Source organism: Cellulophaga omnivescoria, assembly GCF_027915275.1.
Lineage (GTDB): Bacteria > Bacteroidota > Bacteroidia > Flavobacteriales > Flavobacteriaceae > Cellulophaga > Cellulophaga omnivescoria.
The window spans coordinates 2,278,528-2,293,621 of record NZ_CP115819.1 but is presented as its reverse complement, the minus strand read 5'-3'; the positions used below and the strand labels follow the sequence as shown (position 1 = coordinate 2,293,621).

11 protein-coding genes and 1 tRNA gene are annotated in these 15,094 nt (G+C 33.5%); 4 read left to right on the top strand and 8 right to left on the bottom strand.

Annotated features, from left to right (window positions below):
• Positions 1-15: 15 nt before the first annotated feature.
• Positions 16-702, top strand: coding sequence for a Crp/Fnr family transcriptional regulator (locus PBN93_RS10170; RefSeq protein ID WP_271080570.1), 687 nt, complete (start codon positions 16-18; stop codon positions 700-702).
• A 78-nt stretch (positions 703-780) separates the two neighbouring features.
• On the top strand, positions 781-1,623 hold the full coding sequence (locus tag PBN93_RS10165) for a universal stress protein (protein ID WP_077407039.1): 843 nt from the start codon (positions 781-783) through the stop codon (positions 1,621-1,623).
• A gap of 71 nt (positions 1,624-1,694) precedes the next feature.
• On the opposite strand, the gene PBN93_RS10160 is transcribed toward PBN93_RS10165, so the two are convergent.
• From PBN93_RS10160 to PBN93_RS10125, 8 genes are all read right to left on the bottom strand, one after another.
• Positions 1,695-2,555, bottom strand: a complete 861-nt coding sequence (locus PBN93_RS10160) for an outer membrane beta-barrel protein (RefSeq protein ID WP_077407042.1) — start codon at positions 2,553-2,555, stop codon at positions 1,695-1,697.
• 282 nt (positions 2,556-2,837) lie between these two features.
• A tRNA-Val gene (locus PBN93_RS10155) sits at positions 2,838-2,912 on the bottom strand.
• Between the two features lie 89 nt (positions 2,913-3,001).
• Positions 3,002-4,213, bottom strand: a complete 1,212-nt coding sequence (locus tag PBN93_RS10150) for a bifunctional folylpolyglutamate synthase/dihydrofolate synthase (protein WP_271080569.1) — start codon at positions 4,211-4,213, stop codon at positions 3,002-3,004.
• A 54-nt stretch (positions 4,214-4,267) separates the two neighbouring features.
• Complete coding sequence (locus PBN93_RS10145; protein WP_077407048.1) at positions 4,268-5,179, bottom strand: energy transducer TonB; 912 nt, start codon at positions 5,177-5,179, stop codon at positions 4,268-4,270.
• Positions 5,179-5,565 (bottom strand): ExbD/TolR family protein, encoded by a 387-nt coding sequence (locus PBN93_RS10140; protein ID WP_034642970.1) that lies wholly within the window; start codon positions 5,563-5,565, stop codon positions 5,179-5,181. Before PBN93_RS10140 ends, PBN93_RS10145 begins: the two co-directional genes overlap by 1 nt.
• A 10-nt stretch (positions 5,566-5,575) precedes the next feature.
• Positions 5,576-6,268, bottom strand: a complete 693-nt coding sequence (locus tag PBN93_RS10135; protein WP_077407051.1) for a MotA/TolQ/ExbB proton channel family protein — start codon at positions 6,266-6,268, stop codon at positions 5,576-5,578.
• 50 nt (positions 6,269-6,318) lie between these two features.
• Positions 6,319-7,653, bottom strand: a complete 1,335-nt coding sequence (gene nhaD / locus PBN93_RS10130) for a sodium:proton antiporter NhaD (RefSeq protein ID WP_077407054.1) — start codon at positions 7,651-7,653, stop codon at positions 6,319-6,321.
• Positions 7,654-7,674: 21 nt separating this feature from the next.
• The gene (locus PBN93_RS10125) at positions 7,675-8,901 is read right to left on the bottom strand and encodes a Glu/Leu/Phe/Val dehydrogenase dimerization domain-containing protein (protein ID WP_077407057.1); all 1,227 of its coding nucleotides are present in this window, start codon (positions 8,899-8,901) and stop codon (positions 7,675-7,677) included.
• Between the two features lie 303 nt (positions 8,902-9,204).
• Between PBN93_RS10125 and PBN93_RS10120 the strand changes: the two genes are divergently transcribed.
• Both PBN93_RS10120 and gltB read left to right on the top strand, forming a co-directional pair.
• Positions 9,205-10,347, top strand: coding sequence for an acyl-CoA dehydrogenase (locus PBN93_RS10120; RefSeq protein WP_271080568.1), 1,143 nt, complete (start codon positions 9,205-9,207; stop codon positions 10,345-10,347).
• Positions 10,348-10,582: 235 nt separating this feature from the next.
• Positions 10,583-15,094 (top strand): glutamate synthase large subunit, encoded by a 4,512-nt coding sequence (gene gltB / locus PBN93_RS10115; RefSeq protein WP_271080567.1) that lies wholly within the window; start codon positions 10,583-10,585, stop codon positions 15,092-15,094.

Genomic DNA, 15,094 nt, shown 5'->3' with positions numbered 1-15,094 from the left:
AGCAAAAACAATGTTATGAGTAGGTGTGAAAATTGTATTATTCGTCAGTTTAATTCGTTACGAGCAATGAGCAAAGACGAGTTAAAAAAAGTATCTGATACTAAGGTTTCTAAAACTTTTAAAAAGGGAGATGCAATTTTTGAAGAAGGAGAACGCTTAGATGGTGTTTTTTGTGTTAGAAATGGCGTGTCTAAACTATCTAAACTTAGTTCTAACGGAAAAGACCAAATAATTAAGCTTGCAACAAAAGGAGAAATTTTAGGGCAACGTTCTGTAATTGCAGAAGAATCTGCTAACTTAAGCGCTGTAGCTATTAAAGATGTAGATCTTTGTTTTATTCCTAAAGAAAGTATTTTACATACTTTAAACACCAACCCTAATTTTGCTGTTGAGGTATTGCGTCATATGGCAAACGATTTAAGAGAGGCAGATGATGTTATTGTAAATATGTCTCAAAAAACCGTTAAACAACGTATAGCAGAAGCCTTTATTTATTTAAAAAACGAATTTGGCGAAGATGATAATGGTTTTTTAAAACTAAGCTTAAGCAGAGAAGATATGAGTAATGTTGTGGGTACTGCAACAGAGTCTACTATTAGAATTATATCTGAATTTAAAAAGAAAGGTATGATTGAAACCTCTGGAAAACAAGTTAGAATTAAAGATATAGCAAAATTACAAAACGTTGTAAGCGGATTATAAGTTTTTAAAACTGACAAATATCATAGTTTACGGTTGTAACTACTTTTATTTTTACATCAGATATTTTAACACAGTCTGATGAAAAATATACTCTTACCCACAGATTTTTCTGAAAATGCAAACAATGCAATTACGTATGCTCTTGAGCTTTTTAAAAAAGAAAAGTGTAATTTTTACTTATTAAATACTTACGTACCCGCTATAACACATAGCAGGTTTATGGCAGAAAGCTCTAAAACTCTGGTTGTAGAAAAGAATACAGAAACAAGCTCTAAAAATGGGTTAAAAAAGACAATAGAATATATTAGGCAAAAACACGCTAACCCTTTACATAGTTTTAAAACCATATCTTCTTTTGATTTACTAACCCATGAAGTTGTAGATATTATTAAAAACGAGCATATAAATTTTGTAATATCTGGCACTAAAGGAATAACAAATTTTAAACGTGTATTTATTGGTGCAAATACTATGCACATAATTAATGCAATTAAAGACTGTCCTGTTTTAGCAATACCAAATAACTATAATTTTTGTGTTCCAAAACAATTGGTTTTGGCAACAGACCTTAAACGCAGCTTAAGTCCCGAAGCATTGCAAGCACTTTTGTTTATAACAAAATTGTATAGTTGCACAGTACATATTCTTCATTTAAAAACAAATGTATTGTTAGATGATTTTCAGCAATCTAATTTAAAAATAGTACAAAATTGTTTAGCTAGTGCCCCTTTAAAACTACATTTATTACCATATTACGCAAATAAATCTGAAATTATAAGCAGATTTATAAAAGACCACGCAATAGATACTTTGGCATTAGTTTATAATAACCGTAGTTATTTAGAAGAATTAATACAAGAACCCGTTGTAGAAAATGCAGATTACCATACAAAAATTCCATTACTGGTTTTACCTAGCTAATCATTAGCAATAAAAAAGCTCCAAAAATGCAAAACACATCTTTAGAGCTTTTTTAAAGTTTTAATTTAAGCTTACTGTTTAGCAGCCTTTTTAAACTTATATGTTATACCTACGTTAACTCCAAAAGAAGAATATGGTACTTTTTGTGATAATTTTTTAGATGGATCTGTATTGTCATTTCTTAACTCATCTACATAAGTAGTTTTTTTACTGTAACCTGGAGGTAAGTTATCTAAAGTAAAAACACTTTCTGCAACCATATTACCATCAGGAGTAAATAGGTTTGTATTAAACTCTTGCAATTCAGAATCTTTACGTTTTAGGCTAATACCGTAGTATTCTGCCTCTACGTATATACTAAAGTTGTTATCTATAGGGAATTTATATCCTAAAGCACCAACAAAACCTAAAGGAAACTTACCGTGAAAATCTTCTGTGTAATTCGTTTCTGAGTAAGAACCCTCAGGAAGGCTATATGGCTCTCTCTCTGCCTCAGACATTAATGTACTACTAAAAACTACAGCTTCTGTTTTACCTGCTATTTTTAATAATGCACCTGCACGACCATAAAAATTATCTGTAAATTTGTAAGCTACAGCTACAGTTGCACCATAAGCTCTACCTCTTGCAATTGCATCTACATCTACTCCTGGTACTGTGGTCTTATTTATAGTATGGTCTGCTCCATTTAAATAACCAACACCCACATCTAAACCAACTTTTTCATTAAAAAAATAAGTTCCTCTTAGCTGAAAGTTAACACCCTCTCCGTAACTACCATAAGTATTTTCTACACTTGTTGTTGTTGTTTCTGTTCCTAATTTCATCTCAGCGCTTCCAATTGCATAACCTGTACCTGCCGAAATTTCAAATTGAGCATAAGACATAGTACTAATTAAAATACCGACTAATAATATTACTCTTTGTTTCAAAATATATAGTTTTAAGTTAATATAATGTAAAGGTAGAAAAAAGGAAAATGAAGAACACACCAATTGTAGTAATTTCTGACGTTTAACACTAATATTATAGAAATGATAATTTATTATTTAAATTATAGAACAATAATAAACACAGCTACCAATAAGCTTAATTATACCTAAATTTATTAAGATATATTGTAGTTTCAGTATAAGATTGTATAACAAGAAGTTTACTTACAAAACGATATAAAATAAAAAAGCTCCCGATAAAATCGGAAGCTTTAATTACTGTGGGCCCTACTGGATTCGAACCAGTGACCCCCTGCTTGTAAGGCAGGTGCTCTGAACCAACTGAGCTAAGAGCCCTCATTCACAATTTAGAAATTTGTTTTCCGTATTGCGAGTGCAAATATATAACTGTTTTTCGTTTCTCGCAAATAAAAAATGAAAAAAAATTAAACTATTTCTGCAACAACAAAAGTGCTGCCTCCAACGTAAATTAAATCTTCTTTTTTTGCTAAAGATTTTGCTTTTTCAAGTGCTTCTTTTACAGATGAATAAGCATCACCCCGTAATAAAAAGCTACTTGCTTTAGCTTGTAATTCCTCTGCATTTAATCCTCTTTCTATTTTTGGACAACAGAAAAAATAATTTGCATTTTTTGGAAAAAGAGGTAAAATAGCATCCAAATTCTTATCCTTAACAACTCCTAAGACAATAAAAAGCGACTTATATTTTTGCTGTTTTAATTGATCTAAAGTTAAACTTAAGCCTTCTTTATTGTGTGCTGTGTCGCAAATTACCCTAGGTTGCTCCTGTAATAGTTGCCACCTACCCATTAATCCAGTATTTTCTACCACATTTAACAGCCCTTTTTCAATTGCACTATTCGTAATTGTAAATTCTTTTAATTGTTTAAGTGTAGCTAAAACACCTTTTATATTTTTTTGCTGATAATTACCCAATAAAGATGTTTTGTATGTTTTTACTAAAATAGCATCTGCATAAATTAAATGCGCGTTTTTAGACTCTGCAATTTCCTTAAACACAGCTACTGTTTCTTTTTGATTTTCACTTACTACAACCGGCACATTATTTTTTATAATACCTGCTTTTTCTGCTGCAATTTTTTCTAATGTATCTCCTAATAAATCTGTATGATCTAGTCCTATATTTGTTATTAATGAAACCTCGGGCGTAATAATATTAGTAGAATCAAGTCTTCCACCTAAACCAACTTCTATAATGGCTATGTCTACTTTTTCTTTAGCAAAGTAATTAAACGCCATTGCCACAGTCATTTCAAAAAATGAAAGTTTATGATCATTAAAAAAAGGCATATTACTTTCTACAAAGTTTATAACATCATCCTCTGGAATTTTAATTCCATTAATTCTTATGCGCTCCCTAAAATCTTTTAAATGCGGAGAAGTATATAAACCTACATTGTAACCAGCTTCTTGTAAAATAGATGCTAACATATGGCTACTAGAACCTTTACCGTTAGTACCAGCTACGTGTATACTTTTAAACTGTTGTTCTGGAGATCCTAAAGCTTTAGAAAATAGCTTTATATTGTCTAGCTTTACATTAAACGCAGATTTTCCTTTGTTTTGGTATATTGGAAGTTGAGCAAACATCCAATCTAACGTTTGGCTATATGTCATTAAAGTATATTAAATTGAGTAAATAAGGAGTAAAATTAAAGTAATTTTAGATAATTACTCTCCTAATTTAAAGTTTACAACAACAAAACCTATTTGTCTGCTTGGAGCATTAGCATCTAAGTTCCACTTATGTAAACGTGCAGTTGCCTCTGCTGGCTTTAATAAACAAGGATGGTTGTTAGTTGTACCTTTTACGCCTGGTGTTGCAGATAGCACTTTACCGTTACGGTCTACAATAATTTTAACAACAACTCTACCCTCTTCATTACACTCTTGCTTTACTTTACCTTTTGCTAGTAGTTTTCTTCCAGATAATCCGTAACCAGCCCCACCACTACCAGAACCTGGAGAACCATAATAACTAGTTGCATAAGGGTCTCCTTGTGGATTTCCCTTGTCACCAGCTTTATTATCATCTCCTTCTCCTCCTGTGGCTTTACCGTCAGACTTAGCTAAGCCACCAAAAAGGTTATCTACCTTATCCCTTTTTGCCTGCTCTGCTTTACGCTTACGCTCTGCTTCTGCTTTTTCTGCAGCAATACGCTGCTGCTCCTTACGCTCTGCCTCTGCCTTAGCTTTTTTTGCTGCGGCATCTGCTTTACGTTTAGCTTCTTGCTGTTGTTTTATTAAAATTGATTCTTCATTATCTTGAGTAACCAATTTTTCTGCTGCCTTTTCTTGTGCAGACTCTTGTTGTACTTGTGGTTCTGCTACAGGCTTAACTTCTTCTTGTTGTTCTTCTACAACCTCTTTTGTAGTCTTTACTGGTTCAGATTTTATTTTCTCTTTTGGTTGTACGTTACCTTTACCAAAATCCATCTGACCAAAATTAACCGCAATACCCTTTTCTTCTGGCGGATCCATATAAGTTAAACCAACATAAAAAAGCAACAACAAGAAAACGCTTAACAACAAGGTTGTAAGCGTAAAAGATTTTTTCTTGTGTTTGGTATCTAAGAACGACATTATTTTGCTCGCACAGCTAAAATAACCTTGTAATTATTTTTATTAGCAATATCCATTACGTTTACTGCTTCTTTTACAGGCACTGTTTCTTCTGCCCTTAAAATAATTGTAGGTTTTTCTTGACCTTCTAGTGCTTTCTTTAATTCAATTTCTATGTATTTCCCGTTTATTTTTTCATTATTCACAAAATACTCTAAGTTTTTATTAATACTTACAGATACATTTTGTGTGTTGGTTGACTTCCCTTTTGCCTTAGGAAGCAACAGATCTAGTGCATTTGGTGCATTTGACGTTAGCATAAAAAATACCAACAATAAAAACACAATGTCTGTCATAGACGACATACTAAAGTCCGGACTTACTTTATTTCTTCCTTTTAATTTCATCTAAAGGAATTTAAAGTGGTTCGTTTAATAAGTCTAAAAAGTCTACAGCGTTAGCTTCCATAGCGTGTACAACTTTACCCGTTCTGTTTACAAGGTGGTTGTAGCCAATGTATGCAATAATACCCACAACTAAACCAGCTACTGTAGTTGTCATTGCTGTATAAATACCAGATGCTAAAGAACCCATTTCTGCTTGCCCTCCTGCAGATGCCATTTCATGGAATGCCAAAATCATACCAATTACAGTTCCTAAGAAACCAATCATAGGTGCAGCACCAGCAACAGTAGCTAAAACACTAACATTTTTTTCTAATTTATATACTTCTAAAGTACCCGCATTTTCAATAGCAGTATTAATATCATCTAAAGGTTTTCCTATTCTAGATATCCCTTTTTCAGTTAATCTTGCCACCGGAGAATCTGTTTGTGCACACAACATACGAGCAGCGTCTAGCTTACCATTTGTTACGTGGTCTTTAATCTGATTCATAAAATTTTTATCAATTTTAGAAGCAGCCTTTATTGCAAAGATTCTTTCAAAATAAATATATAGAGCAACAAACAAAAGAATTCCTAAAATTGCTATAATAATAATGCTACCCGCACCACCATTTACAATTAAATCTATTACTGATAGTGTTTTTTCTTCGGATACACTTTCTCCCATTACTACCTCATTAGCAGCATCTTGAAACAATAACATATATTTTCCAGTATTTAAGTTGCTCTTATAACGCTATTTTACAAATAAAATTATACGTTTAATATAAAATCTCTGATTAAAATAAAAGAAGCTGCACCTGCTAAAAAGCCTACTAAAGCCAACCAAGTGATTTTCTTAAAATACCAGAAGAAATCTATTTTTTCCATACCCATTGCAACTACACCTGCAGCAGAGCCAATAATTAACATACTACCACCCGTACCGGCAGAATATGCAATAAAGTGCCATAAAGGATCATCCATAGTTTGAGGAAACATACCAATACTAGCTGCTACCAACGGAACGTTATCTATAACCGCAGAACCTGCCCCTAATAACATTACTACAATATCTGAATTTGGAATTGCCGCATTTAGATTTTCTGCAAAGTGGAATAACATACCTAACGATTCTAAAGCAGCTACAGCTAACAATATACCCAAGAAAAATAAAATACTTGGTAACTCTATCTTAGACAAAGAATGATGAACTGGACTATGGTGAGCAGCAGCTTCACTTTCACCATCTACATTAGATATACTAAATTTAGAGTTACTGTAAATTTCTGCAAAAGTTGCAACAACAGCTAAAGACAACATCATACCTACATATGGTGGTAAGTGCGTAATAGTTTTAAAGAAAGGAACAAAAACAATAGCTCCTAAACCTAAATATAGCATTGTAGATCCAAATTTAGATTTTTTATCGCTATCGGTTTCTTCAATATCTTCAATATTACCTTTAAAGGCTTTAAATCTACTTGCAATAAGTGTTGGTACTACCATACAAACAATAGATGGTACAAATACGTGCTCTACTAATTGTGCAGCAGAAACTTTATCTGCTATCCATAGCATTGTGGTTGTAACATCTCCAATAGGAGACCAAGCTCCACCAGCATTAGCTGCAATAATAATCATACCAGCAAACCACAAACGAGTTTCTCTGTTTCTAATTACTTTTTGTAAAATTGTTATTAATACAATAGTAGCTGTTAAGTTATCTATAATTGCTGATAAGATAAAAGCAAGAATGGAGAACAACCATAATAGTTTACGTTTGCTTTTTGTTTTTATAAACCCTTTAATTGTGGCAAAACCATTAAAGTAATCTATAATTTCTACAATAGTCATTGCCCCTAATAAAAAGACCAATATTTCTGCAGTTTTTCCTAAGTGATGTAGTAAAATTTCATCTACGTGGCTTGGTGCTAATTCTCGCAAAGCCGCATCAACTTCAAAAACTGGCATATGAGCTAATGCTATTACCGCCCAAAGTAATGCCATCATGGCAAGTGCAGGTATTAGCTTATCTATTTTAAGATTGTGCTCTAAGGTTATTGCTAAATAACCAACAAAAAAAATAATTATTATAATGGTCTCCATTCTTCTTCTTCTTAGTTTAGTTTATATTAATTGTTTTAAAGCTATCTCAAAAGCAGTCTTACTTAACTGTTTTTTTGAAGCGTTATTTTTATATACATTTTGCATTGCTTTCTTTATAGTTTCAGATGTATCTAGAAAAACCAACTCATCATTCATTTCTACTCTTCTTTCCATAAAGTAAGCAAATACTCTAGCCATACCACAGTTAGATATAAAATCTGGAATTAAACTTACACGCTCATCTGTATACTCCATTATAGGACCAAAGAAAATTTCTTTATCTGCAAATGGCACATTAGCTCCACATGTAATAACTTCTAGACCTGTATCTATTAACTGTGTTATTTGTTCTTTGGTTATTAGTCTAGATGCGGCACAAGGTGCAAATATTTCAGCTTCTAAACCCCAAATTTGTTTATTAATTTCTTCAAACGGAATCATATTATCCGCTACAAGAGTATTTCCGTTTTTGTTAAGGTAAAGCTCTTTTACTTCTTCAAAAGAAAAACCGTCTTTGTTAATTATACCACCATCACGGTCTATAATACCTACAATTTTAGCTCCCATTTGACTAAGGTAATATGCTGCAGCAGCACCCACGTTACCAAAACCTTGTACTATTGCTCTTTTACCTTTTATGGTACCACCATAAATATCATAATAATGTTTTGCTGCTTCTGCTACGCCAAAACCAGTAATCATATCTGCTACTGTGTACTTACGCTCTACAGAAGGAGAATACGTATTACTCTCTATCACTTTTATAACACCCAAGCGCAATTGGCCAATACGGTTAATTTTATCTGCTTCTGTAGGTTTAAAATGTCCGTTAAAAACCCCTTCTTGTGGATGCCAAACACCAGCATCTTCAGTAATAGGAATTACTTCGTGTATTTCATCAACATTTAAATCTCCGCCAGTACCATAATAACTTTTTAATAATGGAGCAACGGCATTGTACCAACGTTTTAGAACTCCTTTTTTTCTTGGATCACTAGGATCAAAATTAATTCCTGATTTTGCGCCACCAATTGCTGGCCCAGAAACTGTAAACTTCACCTCCATAGTTTTTGCCAAAGACAAAACTTCATTCATATCCAAACCTTTACGCATTCTTGTGCCACCACCGGCTGCACCGCCACGTAAAGAATTTATAACCGTCCACCCTTCGGCTTCCGTTTCAGAATCTTTCCAATTAAAAACTATTTCAGGTTGTTTGTCCTCGTATTTTTGTAGTAAATCTTTCATTTTAAATTGATTGTAAATTATGTAACATATTATTGCATTGCTATTGTTGTTAAAAATATCCCTCCCAAACGGGAGTTACTGCTGTCTCATAATTTTAATATTAAATCAATTACTAAAAGTTCAATTCAACAAATATAAAAATATTGCGGCATTTTTAAACTTTTAACAACCATAGAATGATTAATTTTTCATTAATTTTACGTTGAACCGTACTAAAGTATAGAGAAAGAGAACAATATACTGTTGAATATATCACAATATAAAGCTATATTTGTACACATAAATTAACATTATCGCAATAAGATGGACTTTAAGTTAACAGAAGAACAATTAATGATTCAGCAAGCAGCAAGAGATTTTGCTCAAAATGAATTATTACCAGAAGTAATTGAAAGAGATGACGCCCAAAGATTCCCTGAAGAAGAAGTAAAAAAAATGGGCGAGCTAGGCTTTTTAGGAATGATGGTAGACTCTAAATACGGAGGAAGCGGCCTAGACACCCTTTCATACGTTTTAGTAATGGAAGAATTGTCTAAAGTAGATGCTTCTTGTTCTGTAATTGTTTCTGTAAACAACTCTCTAGTTTGTTGGGGCTTAGAAACTTTTGGCACAGAAGAACAAAAACAAAAATACTTAACTCGTTTAACAACAGGAGAAAGTATAGGTGCTTTTTGTTTGTCTGAACCTGAAGCTGGTAGTGATGCTACATCACAAAAAACTACAGCAATAGACAAAGGAGATCACTACGTATTAAACGGTACAAAAAACTGGATTACCAATGGTAGTTCTGCAGACATATACTTAGTAATTGCACAAACAGACATAGAAAAAGGGCACAAAGGAATTAATGCTTTAATTGTAGAAAAAGGAGCTGAAGGGTTTGAAATTGGACCAAAAGAAAATAAATTAGGTATTAGAGGTAGTGACACACACTCATTAATATTTAATGATGTAAAAGTACCTAAGAAAAACAGAATTGGAGAAGACGGTTTTGGTTTTAAATTTGCTATGAAAACACTTTCTGGTGGAAGAATTGGTATTGCTGCACAAGCATTAGGTATTGCTGCAGGCGCATATGAATTAGCATTAAAATACTCTAAACAAAGAAAAGCATTTGGTACTGAGATTGCCAACCACCAAGCTATTGCTTTTAAATTAGCTGATATGCACACTTCTATAGAAGCTGCAAGGATGTTAGTTTACAAAGCTGCTATGGATAAAGATAATCATGAAAATTATGATTTATCTGGTGCAATGGCAAAACTCTACGCATCTAAAGTTGCTATGGATGTTGCTGTAGAAGCCGTACAAATACACGGTGGTAACGGTTTTGTTAAAGATTACCATGTAGAGCGTTTAATGAGAGATGCTAAAATTACACAGATTTATGAAGGCACATCTGAAATACAAAAAATAGTAATTTCAAGAAGCATTTTAAGAGATTAAATTACAATAATATCTTTTTTTAATAGAAATGCTGCACAAGTTCACTTGTGCAGCATTTTTTTATGACAAATTCATAATTTAACATTATGAATTTGATAATTTATACACCCTTAAAAATTTAAAATTTCACATAATTTATCAATACACTGAAAATGATGAATTAATTTCTTACTTATCATTAAATCTTTAAATATAATTTAACGATTGTAATATATTTGAAGAAATGTGATAATTTATGAAGCTGAAAAAACAAGGGTTATACCTACCGGATTTTGAACATGACAACTGTGGAGCAGGTTTTATATGTAGCTTAAAAGGAAAGAAGTCTAACGACATAATACATAAAGCCTTAGAGATATTAGATAAACTAGAGCACCGAGGAGCCGTTAGTTCTGATGGCAAAACGGGTGACGGGGCTGGTATCTTAATAGATATACCACATGATTACTTTGTAGAGGTTTGTAATTTTACTCTGCCAGAACCAGGCGAATATGCTGTTGCAAACATATTTTTGCCGCAAAAGGAAAACCAAAGAGATTTTTGTATTTCTGTTTTTGAAGAAAACATAAAAAAACAAGGGTTAAAATTGCTTGGCTGGAGAGATGCGCCTGTAAACAAAAATGTTCCTGGGCGTATTGCTATGGAAACAGAGCCCTTTGTTAAGCAAATATTTATAGCAAAAGAAGACAGCTCACAAGATTACGCTTCTTTTAACCTAAAATTATACATTGCTCGTAAAGTTACAGAGCACACAATTTTGGGATCTAAATTATCTGAAAGTGGCTTTTTCTATGTACCAAGCTTATCTACAAAAATTATTATTTTTAAAGGTCTTTTAATGCCGCAAGACATTAAATTTTACTTTAAAGATTTAATGGATCCTAGAGTGGTTACAAGACTTGCCTTAGTACACCAACGTTTTTCTACAAACACTTTTCCTACTTGGGATTTAGCACAACCATTTAGGTATATGTGCCATAACGGAGAAATAAATACATTACGCGGTAATGTGTCTAGAATGCGCTCTAGAGAAGAGTTATTAAAAAGTGATTTATTTGGAGATGAAATAAAAAACATACTTCCTATAATATTACCTGGCAAATCTGACTCTGCAACTATGGATATGGTGGTAGAATTACTGTTGATGACAGGCAGATCTTTACCAGAAGTAATGATGATTATGGTACCAGAAGCCTGGGAAAAAAACCCAGATATGTCTGCTGCTAAAAGAGCTTTTTACGAGTACAACTCTTGTATGATGGAGCCTTGGGACGGACCTGCATCTGTACCATTTACAGATGGCAACTATATTGGAGCAGTTTTAGATCGTAACGGTTTAAGACCTTCTAGATATTCTGTCACCAAAGATGGCTACGTAATTATGTCATCAGAAACTGGTGTGGTAGATATAGAACCAGAAAACATTGAGTTCCACGGCAGATTAGAGCCTGGGAAAATGTTTTTAGTTAATATGGAAGAAGGCCGAATAGTTAATGACGAAGAAATAAAAGAAAAAATTGCTCAATTAAAGCCTTACCAAAAATGGTTAGACAATAATTTGGTACATTTAAAAGATATACCTTATAATGACTGCCCTTTATTTTTAGGAGAGGAAAGTCTTGATAAAAGAAAATCTCTTTTTGGATATACTTTAGAAGATATAAACACTATTATATTACCAATGGGCAAAACAGCCAAAGAACCTATTGGTTCTATGGGGTCTGATACTCCAATTGCTGTATTATCTGAAAAACCACAACTTATTTACAATTACTTTAAGCAATTATTTGCCCAAGTTACTAATCCACCTTTAGACGGGATAAGAGAAGAGTTAATTACAGATATTAGCTTAACTCTTGGTAGTGATCATAATATTTTTGATTTTTCGGAATTGCATTGCCGTAAATTAAAAATTCAGAATCCTGTAATATCTAAAGAAGATTTAGACAAGATAAAGAACTATGATGCTAGTCCAGATTACAAAGTAACATCTATTCCTATTTTATACAAAATAGCACGTGGGCACAATGCTTTAGAAGAAGCTTTAGCTAGCATACTAGACCAGGCCTCTAAAGCAATAGATAGCGGTACAAATATCATTATTTTATCAGACAGAAATGTAAACAAAGACAACGCACCTATACCTGCTTTGCTAGCTTTATCTTTTGTAAATAGCGGACTTCAAAAACTAGGAAAAAGATCTAAACTTAGTATCATTATTGAGTCTGCAGAACCTAGAGAAGTACATCATTTTGCATTATTATTTGGTTACGGAGCAAGTGCTGTAAACCCATATTTGGTAAACGAAATTATTGCTGAGCAAATAGAAGAAAATGACATTACAGACATTACTTTTGATGAGGCAATTAAAAATTACAACAAAGGTATTGGCAAGGGAGTTTTAAAAGTGATGAACAAAATAGGCATCTCTACCTTAAACTCTTACAGAGGTTCGCAATTATTTGAGTGCATTGGTATAAACACCAAGGTGGTAGATAAATATTTTCCAAATACCCCAACAAGAATACAAGGTATTGGCTTGTATCAAATAGAAAAAGAAATAGCAAAGAGACATCAAAAAGCATTTAACACTAAAGAAGTAGCTGCTAGTTTAGAACTAGAAATGGGCGGTGCATACAGATGGCGTAGAGATGGTGAAAAACACTTATTTAATCCACTTACCATTGCTAAACTACAAAAATCTGTACGTAACAACGAACCAGAAACCTACAAAGAATACTCTAAGCTAATTAATGAGCAATCAAAACACTTAATGACTATTAGAGGTTTATTTGAATTCTCTAACTACGATCCAATTCCTATTGAAGAGGTAGAACCTTGGACAGATATTGTAAAGCGCTTTAAAACTGGTGCAATGTCTTACGGATCTATAAGTAAGGAAGCTCATGAAAATTTAGCAATTGCTATGAACCGTATTGGCGGTAAAAGCAATTCTGGTGAAGGTGGTGAAGATGCAGAGCGTTTTTACAAAAATGAAACCGGAGATTGGAGAAACAGCGCTATAAAACAAGTTGCTTCAGGTAGGTTTGGAGTAACATCTAATTACTTAACAAGTGCCAAGGAAATACAAATAAAAATGGCACAAGGCGCTAAACCTGGAGAAGGCGGACAATTGCCTGGGCCAAAAGTAAATCCGTCTATAGCAAAAACAAGAAACTCTACTCCGTACGTAGGTCTTATTTCCCCTCCTCCACATCATGATATTTATTCAATTGAAGATTTATCACAATTAATATACGATTTAAAATCTGCCAACAGAGAGGCAAGAATAAATGTAAAATTAGTATCAGAAGTTGGTGTAGGTACCGTAGCTGCTGGTGTAGCAAAAGCAAAAGCAGATGTAGTATTAATTTCTGGTCATGATGGAGGAACAGGAGCATCTCCTTTAACATCTTTAAAACACGCAGGCTTACCTTGGGAACTTGGTATTGCAGAAGCGCAACAAACTTTGGTTATGAACGACCTAAGAAATAGAGTTGTTGTAGAGTGTGACGGACAATTAAAAACGGGTCGTGACGTTGCAATTGCATGTTTACTTGGAGCAGAAGAATTTGGTTTTGCAACCGCTCCTTTAGTAGCTTCTGGATGTATCATGATGCGTGTTTGTCACTTAAACACTTGTCCGGTTGGTATTGCTACTCAAAATCCTGAACTACGTAAAAAGTTTAAAGGAAAACCAGAACACGTAGTTAATTATATGTACTTTATTGCTCAAGAATTAAGAGAAATAATGGCACAGTTGGGCTTTAGAACGGTTAACGAAATGGTTGGTCAGGTTCAAAAACTAGACCGCAACAAAGCCATAGAACACTACAAAGCAGAAGGCATAGACCTTACCCCTATTTTACATCAAGTAGATGTACCTGCTGATACCAAACTATACAATACACAAAAACAAGAGCACGATATTTATAAATCTATAGAGTTTAAAATTATAGAAAAAGCGCATCCATCTTTATTCAGAAAAGAAAAACTAACACTAGATTTTCCTATTAAAAATACAGACAGAGCAGTTGGTGCAATTATAAGTAATGAAATTTCAAAAACCTATGGTGCAAAAGGTTTACCTATAAACACGCTACGTTTAAACTTTACTGGTTCTGCCGGACAAAGCTTTGGTGCCTTTGCAACCAGAGGTTTAACTATGACCGTTAATGGCAACACTAATGATTATTTAGGAAAAGGGCTTTCTGGCGGTAAACTAGTAATAAAAGTTCCTGAAGGTGCTACTATAATTCCAGAAGACAATGTTATAACTGGTAACGTAACCTTATATGGTGCTACTGCTGGTAGAGCCTACATTAATGGTAAAGCAGGTGAACGTTTCTGCGTGCGTAACTCTGGAGCAAAAACTGTTGTAGAGGGCATTGGAGACCACGGTTGCGAGTATATGACTGGTGGTGTTGCAGTAATTTTAGGTGAAGTAGGCCGTAATTTTGGAGCAGGTATGAGTGGCGGTATTGCTTACGTATTAGACCCAAACAAAACTTTTGAAAAAAATTGCAACAAAGAGTCTCTTAATTTACTACCTGTAGAAGAAGCTAATGACATTGCAGAATTAAAAGACCTTATAGAGAGTCATTACAACTACACTATGAGTCCTTTAGCACAACGTTTATTAGAAAACTGGGAAAACAGCTTACCAATGTTTGTAAAAGTATTCCCTGAAGAATACCGCCAAGCATTAAAAAGATTAGAAGAAGAAGAAAAAGCTAGCATAATATAG

Coding starts and splice junctions, on each gene's coding strand:
- PBN93_RS10170 (WP_271080570.1), top strand. CDS start 16: ATGAGTAGGTGTGAAAATTGTATTATTCGTCAGTTTAATTCGTTACGA.
- PBN93_RS10165 (WP_077407039.1), top strand. CDS start 781: ATGAAAAATATACTCTTACCCACAGATTTTTCTGAAAATGCAAACAAT.
- PBN93_RS10150 (WP_271080569.1), bottom strand. CDS start 4,213: ATGACATATAGCCAAACGTTAGATTGGATGTTTGCTCAACTTCCAATA.
- PBN93_RS10145 (WP_077407048.1), bottom strand. CDS start 5,179: ATGTCGTTCTTAGATACCAAACACAAGAAAAAATCTTTTACGCTTACA.
- PBN93_RS10140 (WP_034642970.1), bottom strand. CDS start 5,565: ATGAAATTAAAAGGAAGAAATAAAGTAAGTCCGGACTTTAGTATGTCG.
- PBN93_RS10135 (WP_077407051.1), bottom strand. CDS start 6,268: ATGTTATTGTTTCAAGATGCTGCTAATGAGGTAGTAATGGGAGAAAGT.
- nhaD (WP_077407054.1), bottom strand. CDS start 7,653: ATGGAGACCATTATAATAATTATTTTTTTTGTTGGTTATTTAGCAATA.
- PBN93_RS10125 (WP_077407057.1), bottom strand. CDS start 8,901: ATGAAAGATTTACTACAAAAATACGAGGACAAACAACCTGAAATAGTT.
- PBN93_RS10120 (WP_271080568.1), top strand. CDS start 9,205: ATGGACTTTAAGTTAACAGAAGAACAATTAATGATTCAGCAAGCAGCA.
- gltB (WP_271080567.1), top strand. CDS start 10,583: ATGAAGCTGAAAAAACAAGGGTTATACCTACCGGATTTTGAACATGAC.